General features: G+C 63.5%; 18 protein-coding genes. 13 read left to right on the top strand and 5 right to left on the bottom strand.

The genetic code is table 11. The annotated features are described in order from the left end of the window. From B2S33_RS20670 to B2S33_RS20650, 5 genes are all read right to left on the bottom strand, one after another. On the bottom strand, positions 1 to 696 hold a 696-nt coding region (locus tag B2S33_RS20670; RefSeq protein WP_288650998.1), incomplete at its 3' end, for a beta-ketoacyl synthase N-terminal-like domain-containing protein. 11 nt (positions 697 to 707) lie between these two features. Beyond that, a complete protein-coding gene (gene fabA / locus B2S33_RS20665; RefSeq protein ID WP_023533607.1) occupies positions 708 to 1,223 on the bottom strand; it encodes a 3-hydroxyacyl-[acyl-carrier-protein] dehydratase FabA in 516 nt (171 codons plus the stop codon). 207 nt (positions 1,224 to 1,430) lie between these two features. Continuing rightward, positions 1,431 to 3,362, bottom strand: coding sequence for an ATP-binding protein (locus B2S33_RS20660; protein ID WP_027916286.1), 1,932 nt, complete (start codon positions 3,360 to 3,362; stop codon positions 1,431 to 1,433). After that, complete coding sequence (locus tag B2S33_RS20655) at positions 3,359 to 4,249, bottom strand: ABC transporter substrate-binding protein (protein ID WP_288650997.1); 891 nt, start codon at positions 4,247 to 4,249, stop codon at positions 3,359 to 3,361. The genes B2S33_RS20660 and B2S33_RS20655 overlap by 4 nt, the downstream gene beginning before the upstream one ends. Continuing rightward, positions 4,249 to 6,363: a TonB-dependent receptor plug domain-containing protein gene (locus tag B2S33_RS20650; protein ID WP_027916284.1), complete on the bottom strand. Its 2,115-nt coding sequence runs from the start codon at positions 6,361 to 6,363 to the stop codon at positions 4,249 to 4,251. The genes B2S33_RS20655 and B2S33_RS20650 overlap by 1 nt, the downstream gene beginning before the upstream one ends. Before the next feature lie 201 nt (positions 6,364 to 6,564). On the opposite strand from B2S33_RS20650, the gene B2S33_RS20645 reads away from it, so the two are divergent. The 13 genes from B2S33_RS20645 to B2S33_RS20585 form a co-directional block, all read left to right on the top strand. Then, on the top strand, positions 6,565 to 7,590 hold the full coding sequence (locus B2S33_RS20645) for an NAD(P)H-dependent glycerol-3-phosphate dehydrogenase (protein WP_027916283.1): 1,026 nt from the start codon (positions 6,565 to 6,567) through the stop codon (positions 7,588 to 7,590). Positions 7,591 to 7,627: 37 nt separating this feature from the next. Then, a complete protein-coding gene (locus tag B2S33_RS20640) occupies positions 7,628 to 7,975 on the top strand; it encodes a DUF4389 domain-containing protein (RefSeq protein ID WP_028686589.1) in 348 nt (115 codons plus the stop codon). Next, positions 7,972 to 8,430 (top strand): phosphohistidine phosphatase SixA, encoded by a 459-nt coding sequence (sixA, locus tag B2S33_RS20635; protein ID WP_110607445.1) that lies wholly within the window; start codon positions 7,972 to 7,974, stop codon positions 8,428 to 8,430. The genes B2S33_RS20640 and sixA overlap by 4 nt, the downstream gene beginning before the upstream one ends. 132 nt (positions 8,431 to 8,562) lie before the next feature. Then, complete coding sequence (locus B2S33_RS20630) at positions 8,563 to 8,937, top strand: hypothetical protein (protein WP_028686587.1); 375 nt, start codon at positions 8,563 to 8,565, stop codon at positions 8,935 to 8,937. 91 nt (positions 8,938 to 9,028) lie between these two features. Further along, positions 9,029 to 9,817 carry an alpha/beta fold hydrolase gene (locus tag B2S33_RS20625; RefSeq protein ID WP_027916279.1) on the top strand — a complete coding sequence of 263 codons (789 nt, stop codon included), beginning with the start codon at positions 9,029 to 9,031 and terminating at the stop codon, positions 9,815 to 9,817. Beyond that, entirely contained in the window at positions 9,814 to 10,668 is an 855-nt protein-coding gene (locus tag B2S33_RS20620; RefSeq protein WP_027916278.1) for an alpha/beta hydrolase, read from the top strand. Before B2S33_RS20625 ends, B2S33_RS20620 begins: the two co-directional genes overlap by 4 nt. A 109-nt stretch (positions 10,669 to 10,777) precedes the next feature. Continuing rightward, a complete protein-coding gene (locus B2S33_RS20615) occupies positions 10,778 to 11,572 on the top strand; it encodes a DUF4892 domain-containing protein (RefSeq protein WP_049695680.1) in 795 nt (264 codons plus the stop codon). 11 nt (positions 11,573 to 11,583) lie between these two features. Then, entirely contained in the window at positions 11,584 to 12,633 is a 1,050-nt protein-coding gene (locus tag B2S33_RS20610; RefSeq protein ID WP_059184147.1) for an AI-2E family transporter, read from the top strand. Between the two features lie 134 nt (positions 12,634 to 12,767). Beyond that, complete coding sequence (gene kdpF, locus B2S33_RS20605) at positions 12,768 to 12,857, top strand: K(+)-transporting ATPase subunit F (RefSeq protein ID WP_023533591.1); 90 nt, start codon at positions 12,768 to 12,770, stop codon at positions 12,855 to 12,857. A 10-nt stretch (positions 12,858 to 12,867) separates the two neighbouring features. Further along, complete coding sequence (gene kdpA, locus B2S33_RS20600; RefSeq protein WP_110607444.1) at positions 12,868 to 14,562, top strand: potassium-transporting ATPase subunit KdpA; 1,695 nt, start codon at positions 12,868 to 12,870, stop codon at positions 14,560 to 14,562. Between the two features lie 9 nt (positions 14,563 to 14,571). Continuing rightward, positions 14,572 to 16,626, top strand: a complete 2,055-nt coding sequence (gene kdpB, locus B2S33_RS20595; protein WP_110607443.1) for a potassium-transporting ATPase subunit KdpB — start codon at positions 14,572 to 14,574, stop codon at positions 16,624 to 16,626. 10 nt (positions 16,627 to 16,636) lie between these two features. After that, on the top strand, positions 16,637 to 17,203 hold the full coding sequence (gene kdpC / locus B2S33_RS20590) for a potassium-transporting ATPase subunit KdpC (protein ID WP_027916273.1): 567 nt from the start codon (positions 16,637 to 16,639) through the stop codon (positions 17,201 to 17,203). Between the two features lie 22 nt (positions 17,204 to 17,225). Then, positions 17,226 to 18,092: universal stress protein (locus tag B2S33_RS20585; RefSeq protein ID WP_349681308.1), on the top strand; the 867-nt coding region annotated here is incomplete at its 3' end.

The following is an 18,092-nucleotide window of genomic DNA, read 5'->3' as shown; positions in this document are numbered from 1 at the left end:
GCCGCCGGCGATGACGAAGCCATCACGGTCCGCGTCATAGGCACGCGAGGCCAGTTCCGGGGTTTCGTTGCGCTTGGTCGACAGGGCGCCCATGGCATCGAACAGGAACGACTGGCTCCAGTGCTCTTCTTCACCGCCGCCGGCGAACACGATGTCCTGCTTGCCCCACTGGATCTGCTCCAGTGCGGTGCCGATGCAGTGAGCCGATGTAGCGCAGGCGGAAGAGATCGAGTAGTTGATGCCCTTGATCTTGAACGGCGTCGCCAGGCACGCCGAAACGGTGCTGCCCATGGTGCGAGTGACCCGGTAAGGGCCTACACGCTTGACGCCTTTTTCGCGCAGAGTATCCAGCGCTTCCATCTGGTTCAGGGTCGATGCACCGCCGGAGCCGGCCACCAGGCCGGTACGTGGGCTGGAGACCTGCTCATCGGTCAGGCCCGAGTCCTTGATGGCGTCCTGCATCGCCAGGTAGGCGTAGGCAGCCGCATGCCCGACGAAACGGAAGACCTTGCGGTCGATCAGCTCTTCGAGGTTGAGGTCGATGGAGCCGGAAACCTGGCTACGCAGCCCCATTTCCTTGTATTCCGGGTTGTAACGGATACCCGGACGGCTGTTGCGCAGGTTTTCGGTGACGGTAGCTTTGTCATTGCCCAGGCACGACACGATGCCCAGACCAGTGATAACGACGCGGCGCATGCGAATAACCCTTAGAAGTTGTCAGTGGAGGTGAACACGCCGACCCGCAGGCCTTCGGCGGTGTAGATCTCGCGGCCGTCGACGCTGACCGAACCATCGGCGATGGCCATGTTCAGCTTGCCTTTGAGCACGCGCTTGATGTGAATGTTGTAGGTGACGTTCTTGGCGGTAGGCAGCACCTGGCCGAAGAACTTCACTTCACCGGAGCCCAGTGCACGACCGCGGCCCGGCAGGCCTTGCCAGCCCAGGAAAAAGCCGACCAGCTGCCACATGGCATCGAGGCCCAGGCAGCCTGGCATCACTGGGTCGCCTTCGAAATGGCAGGCAAAAAACCAAAGATCAGGATTGATGTCCAGCTCGGCGACCAATTCACCTTTGCCGTACTTGCCGCCTTCTTCACTGATGTGGGTGATGCGATCGACCATCAGCATGTTCGGCGCGGGCAGTTGCGCATTACCTGGGCCGAACAGCTCACCGCGACTGCAGCGCAGCAGGTCTTCCCGAGTAAAGGCGTGTTGTTTGGTCATGCGAGCTCCTCAATAACCCCCTGCGGCAGGGGATGAATCTTCCCGGCCAGCCCGTCACGCATCGCGAACGGGGCGGCAGCCTACAGGTAGACTATTGCGTTGTAGTGAAAGTCACAGCGCACCTGTCGAAAGAAGTACAGGTGTGCACTGAAACGTCTATTTTCAGGTCCGAAAGGAGTCCTGTCCAGTGTTTAAGACTGCCGCACTTTAGCATTTATCGCCAGTCGCGGTTGCCTGTCCTGGCAGCCAGCGCACCAGCACCTGCTGCAATTCACTGCGGCGCAGGGGTTTGCTCAGATAGTCATCCATTCCTGCGGCAAGGCATCGTTCGCGATCACCCTGCAATGCATTGGCAGTCAGGGCGATGATCGGTACGTGTGCACCGTGGGTCAGCAGGCGCATCTGGCGCGTGGCCTCGTAACCATCCATGTAGGGCAGGCCACAGTCCATGAAAACGGCGGCGAAACGTTGCAGCCTGACCAGCTCCACGGCCTGCTGGCCGTCGTCGGCCGTGCTCACCTCAACGCCCAGGCTGCACAACATGGCCTCGGTGACGCTCTGGTTGACAGCATTGTCTTCGACCAGCAGTACCCTGGTGGGTTCGGTCCAGGCAAGCTGGCCGGGCGGCGCAGCGCGGCGGATCTGGCGCGCCGATGCTGGCAGTGCCAGTGGCATCTCCAGCGTGAAGGTCGAGCCATGGCCTTCAAGGCTCTGACCGTGCAGGTGCCCGCCCATGCGCTCGGCCAGGGTGCGCGCGATGGACAGGCCCAGGCCGGTGCCGCCGTAGCGGCGAGAAATCGAGCTGTCGGCCTGCTGGAAAGCGACGAACATCATCTCCAGACGATCATTGTCAATGCCGATGCCCGTGTCCTGCACGCTGCATGTCAGCCAGATGCGCTGCTCATCCATCAACTGCCAACGGGCTTCGACCCGCACCTGCCCCTGCTCGGTGAACTTCAGGGCATTACCGATCAGGTTCAGGAGAATCTGCCGGATCCGGGTAGGATCGCCGTTCACCTGCAACTGGGCGGTGTCCTCGGCCAGGCTCAAGTCGAGCGCCAGACCTTGTTGCTGTGCAGCATGCTGGAACGACTGGACGCAGTGGGTGATGAGCTCGCCGAGGTTGAAATCGATGTGTTCGAGCTGCAAGGCCGCCCGTTCGATCCGCGAAAAATCGAGGATGTCATTGATGACCCGCAGCAGATGCCCCGTCGACTCGCTCGCCACCGCGGTGTAGTCGGCCTGCTCGCTGCTCATCGAGGTGGTTTCGAGCAATTGCAGCATGCCCAATACGCCGTTTAGCGGTGTGCGCAGCTCGTGGCTCATCATGGCCAGGAAATCAGACTTGGCGCGGTTGGCCTGCTCGGCTTCCTCACGTGCCTGGATCAGCTCGGCGATGGCTTTTTTCTGCTCGGTGCTGGCCTGCTCGAGCGCATGCGCCAGGTTATTGATGTGCCGGGCCAGATGCCCTAGCTCGCTGTCGTCCACCACCGGAACCGGCGTGTCGTAGTGACCCTGCTGGATGGCCTTGACGGCATGGCCCATGTCGCTGATGGGCTTGGCCAGGCTCATGGCCAGACGGCGAGCCAGCAAAAATGTGAACAGCAGTGCGAACAACGCCAGCACTGCGGCCTTGATCACGATCTCCTGCTGACGCTGGCTGAATGCATCGTCCGACATGCCGACGATGACCCGGCCCAGGTAGTCATCGCCGATGGCCGGGGCAGCCGCCAGGCCTTCCTGCAAAAAGTCGCTTTCGAGTCGTATCTGCTGCAGACGAATCGGCGCTTGAAACACTTCCACCTGCTGGGCACGGTTGGTGCTTTCGTCAGACTGCTCGACGTACACCAGAATGTGATTGCGACTGTCCTGTACCTCCAGGAACCGCACGTGGGGAATGCTCAGCGTGGCGCGCATCAGGCCTTCGAGCACTTCGTTGTTGCCTGAGATGACCCCGTATTCGGACGCGGGCGCGAGCTGGTTGGCGATCAATTGGCCGGTGTGGTTGAGCTCCTGACGCAAATCCTGGATGCGCACGAACGTGAAGAAGCTGATCAATAGCAGCGTCAGCAGCAGCGCCGGGCCTAGGCTGATGATCTGCGTGCGCGTATGAATGTCCCAGTTCAGGCCCTTGGTCATGGGGTGCGCTCTCCATCAGCCAAGGCTTGGGCAGCGGTGTCGGGATCAATGGGCTCCAGGCCCAGCGCCCGTGCCACCTGCTGATTGCCGCTGACCCCGAAATGGGCTGGGTAGAGGCTGCGGGGCCAGCGCGCAGGTGATTGCCCGAGCAGGCTGTCGAGCACGCTTAACCAATCTTGCTGGTCGCTGTAGGTGCTGGCCAGCGCGCCGGCACGGACGAATCCGGCATTGGGGCCAATCAGGGCCATTTGACGGCCGTAACTGCTGAGCAACAGGTTTTTCGCTGTCTTGGAATTGTACAGGTCCGGATCATCAAGCCCGAGCAGCACGTCACTGCTGCCCAGCAGGTGTTGCAGGGGGCGGCTGTCACGTGGGTCGGGCCAAGCCTGTGCCACGATCTCGAGGCCAAGCGGTTGCGCGGCACGGCGCAGCTCATCAAGCAGAAACCCACTGTGTTCACCGTAGAGCACCCCGATGCGCCTGGCTTGCGGCAACAGGTAGCGGGTCAGGCGCAACTGCCGATCCAGTGGCGGGTCGCTCCACAACAAGGTGAGAAACCCGGGGCGTGACTTTCCCAGGCGCTGTTCCACCTGCACCCGGCTGACCCTCATGGCCAGTGCCGGTGGGCCGGCGGTTTGCGACAGGCGCCACTGTAATGCCTCGTCGTCCAGCAACACCAGGCGCAGGTCCAGGTCGAGCCGGTTCGGCGCAGGCAGCTCGCTGGCAGCCTGAAAATGCACGTGGTCATTGGGGCGTCGACTTTCCAGGGCAGCGATGAAGCTGCGGATGCCGGGCTGGTCCTGGGCGCCGACCAGCAAGATCTCGCTGGCGGACAACTGCCCCAATGGCCACAGCCATAGCACCAACAGGCGCAGCAAGCGAACCATCAGAACTCCAGCTCCGCGCTCAGGCTCAGCCGCTGCCGGCTGTCATAGCGGTTCTGCACGGCGGTGGTGGGCTCATCATCCAGGCGTTGCTGCCACAGGGCTGCCAGTTCCAGATTGCTCCCGTACACGCGCCAGCGCTTGGCCACGCGCAGGTCCAGGCGCTCGTAGCGGTACTGATTGAGGGCATCGTCACCGTAGTAGAAAGCGCCACTGGACCAGCCGTGGCCCCAGTCCCTCATCCAGCCGGCAGAGCCGCTGTTGCTGGCGCTGAGGTTGCGGTCGGCAGGATTGCTGGCCCAGGCGTCGACATGGGCGAAGGTCAAGCGCAGCCGGTCGCGCAGGGTAGGGCGCCAATCGAACTGGGCCTCGCTGCCGCTGAAGCGCGCCCGGTTCGCATTGCTGGCAATGTACTGGTTGTTCTTGAGCGGCTCGCTGATCATGCCAGTGATCTCGTCGTAGAACACCTTCAGGTCCATGCTCAGGTCCAGGTCGCTGAAATAACCGTTGTAGCCCAGCTCACGCGAGCGCATGTGCTCCTGCTCCAGGTCACCAGGGCCGCGGGTCTTGACGAAGTATTCGCCATGCTGCTGGCCAAAGGCGTAGGGCATCAGGTTCTTGACGGTGTAGCTCCAGTTGACGTTGTTTTCGAACATGTCAGGCGAACGTACCGCCTCGGAATAGACGGCGCGCAGGCCATGGCGCGGGGTGATCAGGTAATTGACCGCCAACCGTGGGGTAAGCGAGCTGCCAGAGAGCCGCGAATCCTCGAACATGGCGCCACCCTGCACGATCCAGTGCTCGTCGGCTCGCCATTCCAGTTGCCCGAAAAGCCGCCAGGTCTGGTCGTCGACGCTGCCATTGAAGTAGGTCTGCGAGTCGGCACGATCATAGCGATAGTTCATGCCGCTGAGCAGGCGCAGGCTGTCGGTCAGGCTGTAGGTGTCCTGAATTTCCAGGTCATAGCGGGTTTCGCGCGTGCTCTGGTCGACATCGCCGCACACCACGTCACTGCCGCCCTGACTGTTCCACTGTGCCTTGATCGCATCGACCAGGGCCTGCTCCTGGGGGTTGCTGCTAGGTGGCGGGTTGTTCGCGCCACGGGCTACCCGCTCGGCGTAATTGGGGTTCATCTGCCAGAGGCGGGTAAGTTCGGGGCTGAAGGACAGCGCCGCGTCGCAGGCTCGCCACACCTGCTGGCGGTCGAAATGCTGCGCCGAGCCCTGGACATACAGGCTGTGTTCAGCGGCAAAGTCGATGTTCCAACGCACCGAGCCTGCATAGTCCATGGCCTTGACGTCGGCATCCTTGCCGCGCTGGGTCACGAACGGGAATACCGGCTGGTAGGTATAAGGCCGCTGGTTGGTGCCTTCCTTGGCGGCCAGTTGCCATTCCAGTGTCTGGTCCACCGTCAGGGTATGGCTGGCGCTCAGGTTCAAACGTGTGGCGCGGCGGCTGTCACGGTAGTCCTGGCCGAACTGGTCATGGTCGAACCCGTCATCCTGCTGGCCCGACAGCGATAGACGCATATCGCCGTTGTCCCAGCCAAAGCCCTGGCTGGCATAGAAGTCGTCGATGCCGTTCTGCCCGCGTGTGACTTTCAGACGCGTGCCGTGGCTGTCGGCAGGATTGCGGGTGAGAATGTTCACCACGGCCATCAGGGCATTGGCGCCATAGCTGACCGTGTTCGGCCCCCTGAACACCTCGATCCGGTCGATGTCCTCCAGCGCCAGCGGGATATCGCTCCAGTCCACCGTAGCCAGCCCTGCCCGGTACACCGAGCGGCCGTCGATCAGCACCTGCATGCGACGTGCTTCGTTGACGTTGCTGCCGTGGTAATTGACGGTCGGTTGATTGCCCGCCCCGTAGCCCACCATCATGCCCGGCACGAGCCTCAGCAGTTCGGGAATGTCACGCGCGCCGCTGGCCCGGATCAACGCGCTGTCGAGCACGGTCATGCTCCCTGGCACCGCAGCCGGGGATTGTTTGAGGCGTGTTGCAGTCAAAACCTGTGGCAGGTCACTGTTGTCGATGAACAAGTCATCTGCCAGGGCAGGTGCACCGAGCAGGGCGGTCAACAGCAACAGCCGCGGGTAGGGAGGCGAGCCAGGGAGCACGGAGCGGCCTTGTATCGTGGGTAAACCGGCATGGTAAATGAACTTTGCCGTTTTGCCAGTGATCTGCGGCGGTATTGATGCTCGCCGACCGGTGGGTACATACCTGGCCTGGATGAGCGATGCCCGACCGGCCTTGGCGCGGGGCAGGCGACCCGTATAATGCGCCGGTCGCCATTTATTTTAGGTGTTAACGGATTGGATATGACTGATCAGCAACCTGTTGCAGTTCTGGGCGGCGGCAGCTTTGGCACGGCCGTGGCCAACCTGCTGGCACAGAACGGTGTGCCAGTGCGTCAATGGATGCGCGACCCGGCACAGGCCCAGGCGATGCGCGAGCATCGCGAGAACCCGCGTTACCTCAAGGGCATCGGGCTGCACGAAGGGGTGGAGCCGGTCAGTGACCTGCTGGCCACGCTTAAGGCCTGCGACCTGATTTTCGTGGCCTTGCCCTCCAGCGCCTTGCGCAGCGTATTGGCGCCACATGCCGACCTGTTGCGTGGCAAGGGGCTGGTCAGCCTCACCAAAGGGATCGAGGCCCAGACGTTCAAACTGATGAGCCAGATCGTCGAGGAGATCGCCCCGCAGGCGCGCATAGGTGTGCTTTCCGGGCCCAACCTTGCCCGGGAAATTGCCGAGCACGCCCTGACTGCCACCGTGGTGGCCAGTGAAGACGAGCTTTTGTGCCAGCAGGTGCAGGCTGTGCTGCATGGCAAGACTTTCCGCGTGTATGCCAGCAGTGACCGTTTTGGCGTGGAACTCGGCGGCGCCTTGAAGAACGTCTACGCCATCATCGCTGGCATGGCCGTGGCGCTGGGCATGGGCGAGAACACCAAGAGCATGCTGATCACCCGGGCACTGGCCGAGATGACCCGCTTTGCGGTCAGCCAGGGTGCCAACCCCATGACTTTCCTGGGCCTGGCCGGCGTGGGCGACCTGATCGTCACCTGTTCCTCGCCCAAGAGCCGCAACTACCAGGTGGGCTACGCGCTCGGCCAGGGGCTGAGCCTGGATGAGGCCGTGAGTCGGCTGGGGGAAGTGGCAGAGGGGGTCAATACCCTCAAGGTGCTCAAGGCCAAGGCCCAGCAGGCGCAGGTGTACATGCCCCTGGTCGCTGGCCTGCATGCCATCCTGTTCGAAGGCCGCACGTTGAACCAGGTGATCGAGCACCTGATGAGCGCCGAGCCGAAGACCGATGTCGATTTCATTTCCACCAGCGGCTTCAACTGAGCCCGGATAACCCTGGCAAAACGGCAAGGAGCGACACATGAACGATACCCCTGAACACGCCCAGCGCGAGTCCCTCATCCTGCGTGTGGTCTGGATGCTGATTTTCCTGGTGGTCTGGCAATTGGCCGAGTTGGTGCTCGCAGGCCTGGTGGTGATCCAGTTGATCTATCGGCTGATCTACGGCGCCCCCAGCGCCAGCGTGATGGACCTTGGCGATAGCCTGAGCCAGTACTTGGCACAGATCGGACGTTTCGGCACCTTCCACACGGATCAGAAACCCTGGCCGTTTGCCGATTGGCCAGCACCACGCCCGGCCGACGGCGAGGCGCCCCACGTGGCGCGCGCGCCTGAGCCTGCCCAACCTGACCAAGAGCCCAAGCTGTGAACCTGTGGGTGTTGCGCCACGGCGAAGCCGAGCCGCGAGCCACCCGCGATGCCGAGCGGCGCTTGACCGCGCATGGTCGCGAGCAGGTGCTGCACAGCGCCGCACACCTGGCAGGCAAGCCATTGCAGGCGATCATTGCCAGCCCTTATGTCCGGGCGCAGCAGACCGCTGCGTTGGTTCATGAGGCATTGGGGTTGAGCGAGCCGGTAAGCACGGTGCCGTGGCTGACCCCCGAGAGCGATGTGCAACACGCGATCGGCCAGATCGAGCGCCTTGGCCTTGATCACGTGCTGTTGGTCAGCCACCAGCCACTGGTCGGGCACCTGGTCGGGCTGCTCGAACACGGTCACCTGCAGCGGCCAGCCGCCATGGGCACTGCCAGCCTGGCGGAACTTGAGGGTGATTGGCCCCTGGCAGGCCTGATGACGCTACGGGCCTTGCACATGTCCCGCTGATTGCCTGCCGTGGCTTTGCCAAGCGGGTTTGCAAGGGAGGCAACTGGCATTTTTGTCAGTTGTTTTAATCGATTGCGGTTTGCTAGCTTTGCCACAAAGGACATGTACAAGGTTGGGTCGATGACGGGCGAAATGTGGAAATTGTTGTGCTCGCTGGACCTGCAAACCACCACTGAGAAGGTCGAGCAAGGCATCGCCCTGGATCACGCCCAGCACAGCTTGCTGCGGGAGGTCGCCGACGCCAAGTTCTACCACCTGATGCGCAAGATCCAGACGGACACGGCGCTTGAGGAAAATCGACGTCAGCAGGCCGAGCAGGAGCTGCTCGCCTTGCAGCAAGCCTGCACCCGCGTGGCCCATCTGATGCAAACCAGCTGCCTGGCATTGCGCAGGCTGGAGCTGGACGCTGATGACCAGCGTCTGGCCCGTGAGACGCTGGAAAGCCATCAAGTCTTCATCAAGGCGTGCCTGCGACGCTCGCTGGGCAGCTTTGATCGATCGGCATGACCTGATCGCCCTTGCCGATGACCTTTCCGAACGTTGCCTGAGCCCTGGTGGACACCCACAATGGGCCATTCTCTGCGCCCGGAAGCCCGCCATGCCGCAACCGATATTCTTTGCCCATGCCAATGGGTTTCCGTCGGCCACCTACGGCAAGCTGTTCGCCGCCCTGGCGCCGGACTACCACGTGCAGAGCCTGCCCCAGCACGGCCATGACCCGCGGTTTCCGGTGGACGCCAACTGGCAGAGCCTGGTGGACGAGCTGTTGTACCATCTTGAGCAGCAGCCCGACCCCGTTTGGGGCGTGGGGCATTCGCTGGGGGGTGTTCTGCATTTGCATGCCGCCCTGCGCCGACCAGAACTTTACCGGGGCGTGGTCATGCTCGACTCGCCCGTGCTGACCCGCGCAGACCAGTTGCTGCTGCGCGCCGCCAAGCACCTGGGCTTGATCGACCGCATTACCCCAGCCGGTCGGACGCTAGGGCGGCGCGCCGAATTCGAAGATCGGCTCAGTGCCCGCGCGTATTTCGCCAGCCGATCACTGTTCCGCCACTTCGACCCCGACTGCCTGGATGCCTACGTCGAACATGGCTTGCACGAGCAGCAGCACACGCTGTCCCTGCGCTTCGATCCTGCTACCGAAATCAGCATCTATCGCAACGTACCCCACCTGAACCCTGCGCCTGTCCGGCAGTTGCGCCTGCCGCTGGCCATGGTCCGTGGCCAGGCCAGTACCGTAGTGCGCCGCCATCATGCCTTGGCGGTGCGGGGCATACCGAAGGGGGAATACCACAGCGTTCCGGGTGGCCACATGTTCCCGCTGGAGCACCCGGAAGATACCGCCAGCCTGATCAAGGGCCTGTTCGATAGGTGGGGGCAGGCATGAACGTGCAGGTCGAAGACATACGCTTGAATCTTGGCCATATCGAACTGGCCGGCCACGTGTTCGGCCCCGAGGACGGCCTGCCGGTCATTGCGTTGCACGGCTGGCTGGACAACGCCAACAGCTTCGCGCGTCTCGCGCCTCGCCTTCAGGGCCTGCGCATAGTGGCCTTGGACATGGCCGGTCATGGCCATTCGCAGCATCGCCCGCCGGGTGCCGGCTACGCGCTGGCCGACTACGCCTACGACATCGTGCGCGCAGCCGAGCAACTGGGCTGGGAGCAGTTCGCGCTGCTGGGCCATTCGCTTGGCGCCATCATCAGCGTGCAACTGGCCGCCGCACTGCCCGAGCGCGTCAGCCACCTGGCACTTATCGATGGCCTCATCCCGCCCACCGGCGAAGAGCAGGACGCCCCCGAGCGCCTGGGGATGGCGCTGCGTGCACAGATGCGCCTCGATACCAAGCGCAAGTCGGTGTACAGCACGCAGGACCAAGGCGTGGAGGCACGCATGAAGGGCATGGTGGCGGTGAGCCGCGAAGCGGCCGAGCTGCTGGCCCAGCGTGGGCTGATGCCCGTGGCCGGGGGGTACAGCTGGCGCAGCGACAGCCGCTTGACTTTGCCCTCGCCAGTGCGCCTGACGCAAGGCCAGGCAATGGCCTACGTGCGACACGTCAAGTGCCCCGGCTGCCTGGTGGTGGCAGCGCAGGGCATGCTGGCACGTCGCGAAGGGCTGCTTGAGCAGCTACCCTTTGAACAGGTGACCTTGCCCGGTGGCCATCACCTACACCTGAACGATGAGCAGGGCGCAACGCTTGTAGCAGACTGTTTCAATCGCTTCTTTGGCTTTGCTTGACTTGCACCGGACAAGTGTCGAGGCTTGGCGGGTTGATCAGGGAGACAACCATGCAATTGCCAGACATGTACATGCTTCACCTTGACGCCGGGCGCCGCGTGGTTTGCCTATGACTGCGCCTGTCGCCTGGCGTTGCCTGCTGGCCGCCGGTACGCTGCTCGCCAGCTCTACGCTCTGGGCCGGCAGCCTGCCCGTGCCAGTGGACGCCAAGATTGTCGACCAGCGCCCGGCCGTGGAGCAGGAGCGCGTCTACCCATTGGGGCCACTGCGCAAGATCAGCGGCCGTCTGCGGGTGGAGGATAAAGTCGAGAGCCGTGGCCAGGTCAGCTCCACGACCTATGAACTGCCGGTTGAGCGCTCTGCGCGGGAGGCGTTCACGCGCGCGCGCGAGAGCTTGCAGCAAGAAGGCGGGTACCCGTTGTTCTGGTGCCAAGGCCGCGATTGTGGCGAGGCCAGCCTGTGGGCCAACGAAGTCTTTGCCAATGCTCGGCTCAATGGTGGCGATGAGCGCCAGGCGTTCATCCTGCTACGCCGCTCTGCCGACCAGGCTGATACGTTGGTCGCACTCTACAGCGTGACCCGTGGCAACCGGCGGGCCTACCTGCATGTGGAGGAGTTCGTCGCAGCCCACCCGTTGGGTGAGCTGCTGCCCACGGCTGCAACCGTGCTGCGTGAGATGCGTGACACCGGCAAGCTTGATTATCCTGATTTGAGCGACCCGCAGCCGGCCTGGGCAACCCTGCTTGCACGCAGCCTCAACCTGGACAGCACCTTGCGCGCCACCCTCAGCGGCGCCCAGGCCGAGGCCTGGCGTGAAGCGCTGATAAAGGCCGGTGTACGCAGCGCTCGCCTGGAAGTCGGCGACTCGCCCACCGATGGCCTGCACCTCGAACTGATTCGTTGACGGGCAAGACCATGGTTGAAAATGACCGCCTGCTGATCCAGATCCTGTTGCTGGCATTGCTGGGCGCCGGCTTGTGGGTCATGGCCCCCTTCATTTCGGCGCTGCTGTGGGGGGCCATCCTCGCATTCGCCAGCTGGCCCCTGATGCGTTTTCTCACCCGCGTGCTGGGTGGACGCGAAACCCTCGCCGCCGGTCTGTTGACCAGCGCCTGGATCCTCATCGTGGCGCTGCCTTTGGTCTGGCTGGGCTTCAACCTGGCTGACCACATTCGTGATGCGACCTTGTTCGTGCGTGATGTGCAGGTTGATGGCCTGCCGGATGCGCCCGTGTGGCTGATCGACATCCCGTTGGTAGGCGAACGCATGGCCAGCTGGTGGTCGTCGCTGGACCAGCAGGGCGCTGCGCTGTTGGCGTCGGTCAAACCCTACCTGGGGCAAGTGGGTAACTGGTTGCTGGCCCGCAGCGCGCAGATCGGCAGTGGCGTGCTGGAACTCACCCTGAGCCTGGTCTTCGTGTTCTTCTTCTATCGCGACGGGCCGCGGCTCTCGGCGTTCGTGCTGCGGCTGCTGCACCGGCTGACTGGCGAGCGTGCCGAGTATTACCTGAACCTGGTAGCCGGCACGGTACAACGGGTCGTCAACGGCGTGATCGGTACGGCGGCGGCGCAAGCCCTGCTCGCCTTGATCGGCTTTCTCATCGCAGGCGTGCCGGGTGCCATCGTGCTTGGGTTGGTCACCTTCATGCTCAGCCTGATCCCCATGGGCCCGCCGCTGGCCTGGTTGCCGGTGACCGGCTGGCTGGTATGGAAGGGTGAGTACGGCATGGCGATCTTCATGGGCATCTGGGGCACCTTCGTCATCAGTGGCGTGGACAACGTGCTCAAGCCCTACCTGATCAGCCGTGGCGGAGACCTACCGCTGGTGATCGTCTTGCTCGGCGTGTTCGGCGGCTTGATTGCCTTCGGCTTCATCGGCCTGTTCATTGGCCCGACGTTATTGGCCATAGGCTACAGCCTGCTGCTGGACTGGAGTCGCAACGTGCAGCCCACCCCGACTGCCTAGCCCTGCTGCCTGGCCGAACACCTTTCTTTACGTGTTCTTTATGCCAGGCCTGCCGCTTCGATCTCGAGCCTTTACGCTGGCCTGACCGAAAATCCCCGTAAAGCGGCCACTGCCGCATCAACGGGGAATCATTCATGAACGTGCTCGAAGGGTTGTCACTGCTGATCGCGGTGGCCATGGCGGTGTACCTGCTGACGGCGCTATTGCGCGCCGATCGCAGTTAAGGGGTCGCCCATGCATGCCTACGATATCGCCTTGCTGCTGGCCTTCTTCGCCATAGTCCTGCTACCGGCCCCTTGGCTGGGAAGGTTCTACTTCAATGTCATGGAGGGCCGGCGCACGTGGCTTACGCCATTACTGGGACCGATCGAAAATGCCTGCTACCGGCTGGCTGGGGTTTGCCCATCGCAGCAACAGGGCTGGCGCCACTATGCCCTGGCGCTGCTGATCTTCAATTTGGTTGGGTTCCTCCTGCTGTTCGGCGCGCTGTTGGGCCAAGGCCTTCTGCCGTTGAATCCGCAGCGCTTACCCGGTCTCGAGTGGTCGCTGGCCTTCAACACCGCGGTCAGTTTCGTGACCAACACCAACTGGCAGGCCTACAGTGGTGAGGCCTCCATCAGCTACCTGAACCAGATGCTCGGCCTGACCGTGCAGAACTTCGTCAGTGCTGCCACGGGCCTGGCCGTGCTGGTAGCCCTGTGCCGTGGTATCGCCCGTCGCAGCAGTGCGGCCCTGGGCAATTTCTGGGTGGACATGACCCGGGCCACGCTTTATGGGCTTTTGCCCATGTCCTTGCTGCTGGCGCTGCTGTTGGTCTGGCAGGGCGTGCCACAGACCTTCAGCGACTATGCCCATGCCCTGACGTTGCAAGGGGCCGAGCAGTTGATCCCGCTCGGCCCGGCAGCCAGCCAGATTGCGATCAAGCAGCTGGGTACCAACGGCGGCGGCTTCTTCGGCGTCAATTCGGCGCATCCGTTTGAAAACCCGACAGCGTGGAGCAACCTGTTCGAGGTATCGGCGATCATCCTGATTCCCGTGGCTCTGGTGTTCATGTTCGGCCATTACGTGAAAGACCTGCGCCAGAGCCGCGCCATTGTGGCCTGCATGCTTGCACTGTTTCTGGTCGGCGGCGCCTCGGCCTTGTGGTCCGAACATCAGCCCAACCCAGCGCTGCACGCCAGCGAGGTAGAGCAGGCAGCCCCTCTGGAAGGCAAGGAAAGTCGCTTTGGCACCACCGGATCGGTGTTGTGGACGGTCACCACCACGGCCGCCTCCAACGGTTCGGTCAATGCCATGCACGACAGCCTCAACCCACTGACCGGCATGGTGGCCATGGTCAACATGATGGTCGGCGAAGTCATCTTCGGCGGCGTCGGGGCGGGCCTGTACGGCATGTTGTTGTTCGTGCTGATCGCGGTGTTTCTCTGCGGGCTGATGATCGGCCGCACCCCGGAGTACCTGGGCAAGAAGCTTCAAGCCCGTGAGGTGCAACTGTTGGTGGCGACCTTGTTGGTGATGCCGGTCGGCGTGCTGGTACTGGCCGCCGTCGCTGCCAGCCTTCCAGGGCCGGCCACAGCGGTCAGCAACCCCGGTGCCCATGGCTTCAGCCAGTTGCTGTATGCCTATACCTCCGGGGCCGCCAACAACGGGTCAGCCTTCGCAGGCTTTGGCGCCAACACGGTGTTTCACAACCTCATGATCGGTCTGGCGATGCTGATCGGCCGTTTTGGTTACATCCTGCCAATCCTGGCGCTGGCAGGGAGCCTGGCAGCCAAGCCACAGGCACCTCAAGGCCCCAACAGCTTCCCCACCCATGGGCCACTGTTCACCTTCCTGCTGCTGCTGACCCTCCTGCTGGTAGGCGGGCTGACCTTCCTCCCGACCTTGGCCTTGGGGCCGATTGCCGACCATTTGAGCCAGGCCTATTGAGAGATGACCATGAACATGCCCATTCCAGAGATCAAGGCCCAACCAGACGCAGCAGCCCAGACGCGGCTGGCCGCGCTGTGGCGGCCGGCATTGCTGCAGGCGTTCCTCAAGCTCGATCCGCGTCAGCTCAAGCGCTCACCTGTCATGCTGGTGGTGGCCATCACGGCCGTACTGACCACCGTGCTGTGCCTGACCCCAGCCAATGGCGTCACCCCAGGCGTTGCGGTGCAGATCGCCGCCTGGCTATGGTTCACCGTGCTGTTTGCCAACTTCGCCGAGGCCCTTGCCGAAGGCCGGGGTAAAGCCCGTGCCGACAGCCTCAAAGCCGGCAGCCAGGGGCTCTCGGCCAGGCGGCGCAACCCGGATGGCAGCTTCGACAACGTCCCGGCCGCGTCCCTGCGCAAGGGTGATGTCGTCCGGGTCGAGGCTGGGGAGATGATCCCCGCCGACGCCGAGGTGATAGAAGGCATCGCTGCCGTCAACGAGGCAGCCATCACCGGGGAATCCGCGCCCGTCATTCGCGAGTCAGGCGGCGATCGTTCGGCGGTGACCGGCAATACCCGTCTGGTGTCGGACTGGCTGCTGATCCGCATCGCCAGCAACCCTGGTGATTCCACCCTGGACCGCATGATCGCCCTGGTCGAGGGCGCGCGCCGGCAAAAAACGCCCAACGAGATCGCCCTGGACATGCTGTTGATCGGCCTGACCCTGGTGTTTCTGATCGTGGTGGTGACCCTGCAACCCTTTGCTCACTTCGCTGGGGGCAGCTTGCCGCTGATCTTCCTGGCGGCGTTGCTCGTCACACTCATTCCCACCACCATCGGCGGCCTGCTCTCGGCCATCGGCATCGCCGGCATGGACCGCCTTGTGCGCCTCAATGTCATCGCCCGTTCAGGGCGCGCCGTGGAAGCCGCAGGCGATGTGCACACCTTGATGCTGGACAAGACCGGTACCATCACTTTCGGTAACCGCCGCTGCAGCGCACTGTACGCTGCGCCCGGGGTGACGGCCCGTGAGCTGGGGGAGGGGGCTTTGCTGGCTTCGCTGGCCGACGACACGGCAGAGGGCAAGTCGATCGTCGAGTACCTGCATCAGCTTCATGATTTCGTCGAACCGCCGGCCGGGCACTACCAACCGGTGGCCTTCACTGCCCAGACACGCCTGTCTGGTATCGACCTGGGGGCACATCGTTATCGAAAAGGCGCCGTCGATGCGCTCCTTGCCTTCGTCGATATGCCGCGCGCGGACATGCCGCCAGCCCTTGCCCGTGAGGTAGAGCGCATCGCCCAGTCAGGCGGTACGCCGCTGCTGGTCTGCGTCGACAAGCGCCTGTTGGGCGTGATTCACCTCAAGGATGTGGTCAAGCCTGGCATTCGCGAACGCTTTGCCGAACTGCGCAAACTGGGCATCAGGACCGTGATGGTCACTGGCGACAACCCGCTCACGGCAGCCGCGATCGCGGCCGAAGCAGGCGTGGACGATGTGCTGGCCGAGGCTACACCGGAGAAAAAACTGGCGCGCATTCGCCAGGAGCAGCAAGACGGGCGCCTGGTGGCCATGTGCGGCGATGGTGCCAACGACGCGCCAGCCCTGGCCCAGGCGGATGTGGGCATGGCCATGAACGACGGTACCCAGGCTGCCCGTGAGGCGGCCAACATGGTCGATCTGGACAGTGATCCGACCAAGCTGCTGGACGTGGTGCAGGTTGGCAAGGCGCTGCTCGTCACCCGTGGGGCGCTGACCACCTTTTCCATCGCCAACGACGTGGCCAAGTATTTCGCCATATTGCCAGCCTTGTTTGCGGTGATTTACCCGCAGCTGGGCGTGCTCAATGTCATGCAGCTGGCAAGCCCGCAGAGCGCCATCCTGTCTGCCATCGTGTTCAACGCACTGATCATCGTCGTGCTCATTCCGTTGGCCCTGCGTGGGGTGCAGATCAAGGCTGCCAGCGCTGCGCAGCTGCTCAAGCGCAACCTGCTGATCTACGGACTGGGCGGCATCATCGTACCGTTTGCCGGCATCAAGGTCATCGACCTGTTGCTCAACGCCTTGCACCTGGTCTGAGGAGGCCATCATGACTGCATACCTACGCCCGGCCCTGAGTCTGCTCCTGTCGATGACCTTTCTGACAGGTGCGCTGTACCCCTTGGCAGTCACGGGTATTGCCCAGGTGGCGTTCCCCTACCAGGCCAATGGCAGCCTGGTGCAAGACGAGCAGGGGCGTGTGCGCGGCTCTGCCTTGATCGCCCAGCGCTTCGAGGGTGACGGTTGGTTTCATTCCCGTCCTTCGGCAGGTGATTTCGCGACCGTGGCCAGCAGCGCGAGCAACCTTGCCCCTGGCAATCCCGCGTTGATGCAGCGTGTCCAGGCACAGGCGGGTGCGTTGTACCGGCCAGGGCAGGGGCCGGTCCCCTTGGCCTTGGTCACGACCTCGGGCAGTGGGCTGGATCCACACTTGCCGCCGCAGGCCGTGGCGTATCAATTGCCACGGGTAGCTGCCGCCCGGCATCTACCCGTCGAACGCTTGCAGAGTCTGCTCGAAGCCGCCACGCTGCGCCCATTGGTGGGCCCTGCGGTGGTCAACGTCCTGGCCCTTAACCAGGCGCTGGAAAAGACGAGCCGTTCGGGCCAGGGCCTGTGACCCTTGCTGTGAAGGAAATCCCATGAGTGACTCCGACCGCGCCGATGCGCTGCTGGCGAATTTCCCCCAGCCAGGGCGAGGCCGGCTGAAGGTGTTTCTTGGCGCCGCGCCCGGTGTCGGCAAGACCTTTGCCATGCTCACGCACGCCCATGCCCAGCAGCGCATGGGCCGCCCGGTACTGGTAGGCGTGGTCGAAACCCATGGCCGTGCCGAAACCGAGGCCCTGTTGGCAGGCTTGCGCCAGCAACCGATGCTACGCACCCGTTACCGGGGCGTGACCTTGCACGAAATGGACCTGGATGGGGTGCTCGGTACCCCGGGCAGCCTGGTGCTGGTAGACGAGTTGGCCCACAGCAACGCACCGGGCAGCCGCCACGCCAAGCGCTGGCAGGATGTGCAGGAACTGCTGGCCGCCGGCATCGACGTCTACACCACGGTCAATGTCCAGCACCTGGAGAGCCTCAACGACAGGGTGCGCGATATCACCGGTGTCCTGGTGCGTGAAACGGTGCCGGACTGGGTGGTGCACGAAGCGTTCGACCTGTTGCTGGTGGACTTGCCGCCGCGCGACCTGCTCGAACGCTTGCGCGAAGGCAAGGTGTATGTGCCTGAGCAAGCGCGCGCGGCCATCGACGCATTCTTTTCCCAGCGCAACCTCAGCGCGCTGCGCGAACTGGCCATGCAGGCCGCTGCCGCCCAGGTCGATGCCGATGCGGCCCAGGGCTATCGCCAAGGCGGCGCTGCAGCGCCAGCGCTGCGTGGGCGCTTGCTGGTCGGTGTGGATGGCGATGACCAGGCCGAGCGCTTGGTGCGTCATGCCAGCCGCGTGGCGCAGCGCCGGCACCTACCCTGGAGCCTGGTCCACGTGGACAACGGTCGCCTGCGCGAC

The sequence above is a fragment of the Pseudomonas sp. UBA5568 genome, from assembly GCF_002425525.1.
GTDB lineage: Bacteria > Pseudomonadota > Gammaproteobacteria > Pseudomonadales > Pseudomonadaceae > Aquipseudomonas > Aquipseudomonas fulva.
Note: the sequence above shows the minus strand (reverse complement) of the source record. Positions and strands in the feature narration are given on the sequence as shown.

What these genes read in the sequence shown, in the direction of transcription:
- fabA (WP_023533607.1), bottom strand. Translation starts at nt 1,223, where the DNA reads ATGACCAAACAACACGCCTTTACTCGGGAAGACCTGCTGCGCTGCAGT.
- B2S33_RS20660 (WP_027916286.1), bottom strand. Translation starts at nt 3,362, where the DNA reads ATGACCAAGGGCCTGAACTGGGACATTCATACGCGCACGCAGATCATC.
- B2S33_RS20655 (WP_288650997.1), bottom strand. Translation starts at nt 4,249, where the DNA reads ATGGTTCGCTTGCTGCGCCTGTTGGTGCTATGGCTGTGGCCATTGGGG.
- B2S33_RS20645 (WP_027916283.1), top strand. Translation starts at nt 6,565, where the DNA reads ATGACTGATCAGCAACCTGTTGCAGTTCTGGGCGGCGGCAGCTTTGGC.
- B2S33_RS20640 (WP_028686589.1), top strand. Translation starts at nt 7,628, where the DNA reads ATGAACGATACCCCTGAACACGCCCAGCGCGAGTCCCTCATCCTGCGT.
- B2S33_RS20630 (WP_028686587.1), top strand. Translation starts at nt 8,563, where the DNA reads ATGTGGAAATTGTTGTGCTCGCTGGACCTGCAAACCACCACTGAGAAG.
- B2S33_RS20625 (WP_027916279.1), top strand. Translation starts at nt 9,029, where the DNA reads ATGCCGCAACCGATATTCTTTGCCCATGCCAATGGGTTTCCGTCGGCC.
- B2S33_RS20620 (WP_027916278.1), top strand. Translation starts at nt 9,814, where the DNA reads ATGAACGTGCAGGTCGAAGACATACGCTTGAATCTTGGCCATATCGAA.
- B2S33_RS20615 (WP_049695680.1), top strand. Translation starts at nt 10,778, where the DNA reads ATGACTGCGCCTGTCGCCTGGCGTTGCCTGCTGGCCGCCGGTACGCTG.
- B2S33_RS20610 (WP_059184147.1), top strand. Translation starts at nt 11,584, where the DNA reads ATGGTTGAAAATGACCGCCTGCTGATCCAGATCCTGTTGCTGGCATTG.
- kdpF (WP_023533591.1), top strand. Translation starts at nt 12,768, where the DNA reads ATGAACGTGCTCGAAGGGTTGTCACTGCTGATCGCGGTGGCCATGGCG.
- kdpA (WP_110607444.1), top strand. Translation starts at nt 12,868, where the DNA reads ATGCATGCCTACGATATCGCCTTGCTGCTGGCCTTCTTCGCCATAGTC.
- kdpB (WP_110607443.1), top strand. Translation starts at nt 14,572, where the DNA reads ATGAACATGCCCATTCCAGAGATCAAGGCCCAACCAGACGCAGCAGCC.
- kdpC (WP_027916273.1), top strand. Translation starts at nt 16,637, where the DNA reads ATGACTGCATACCTACGCCCGGCCCTGAGTCTGCTCCTGTCGATGACC.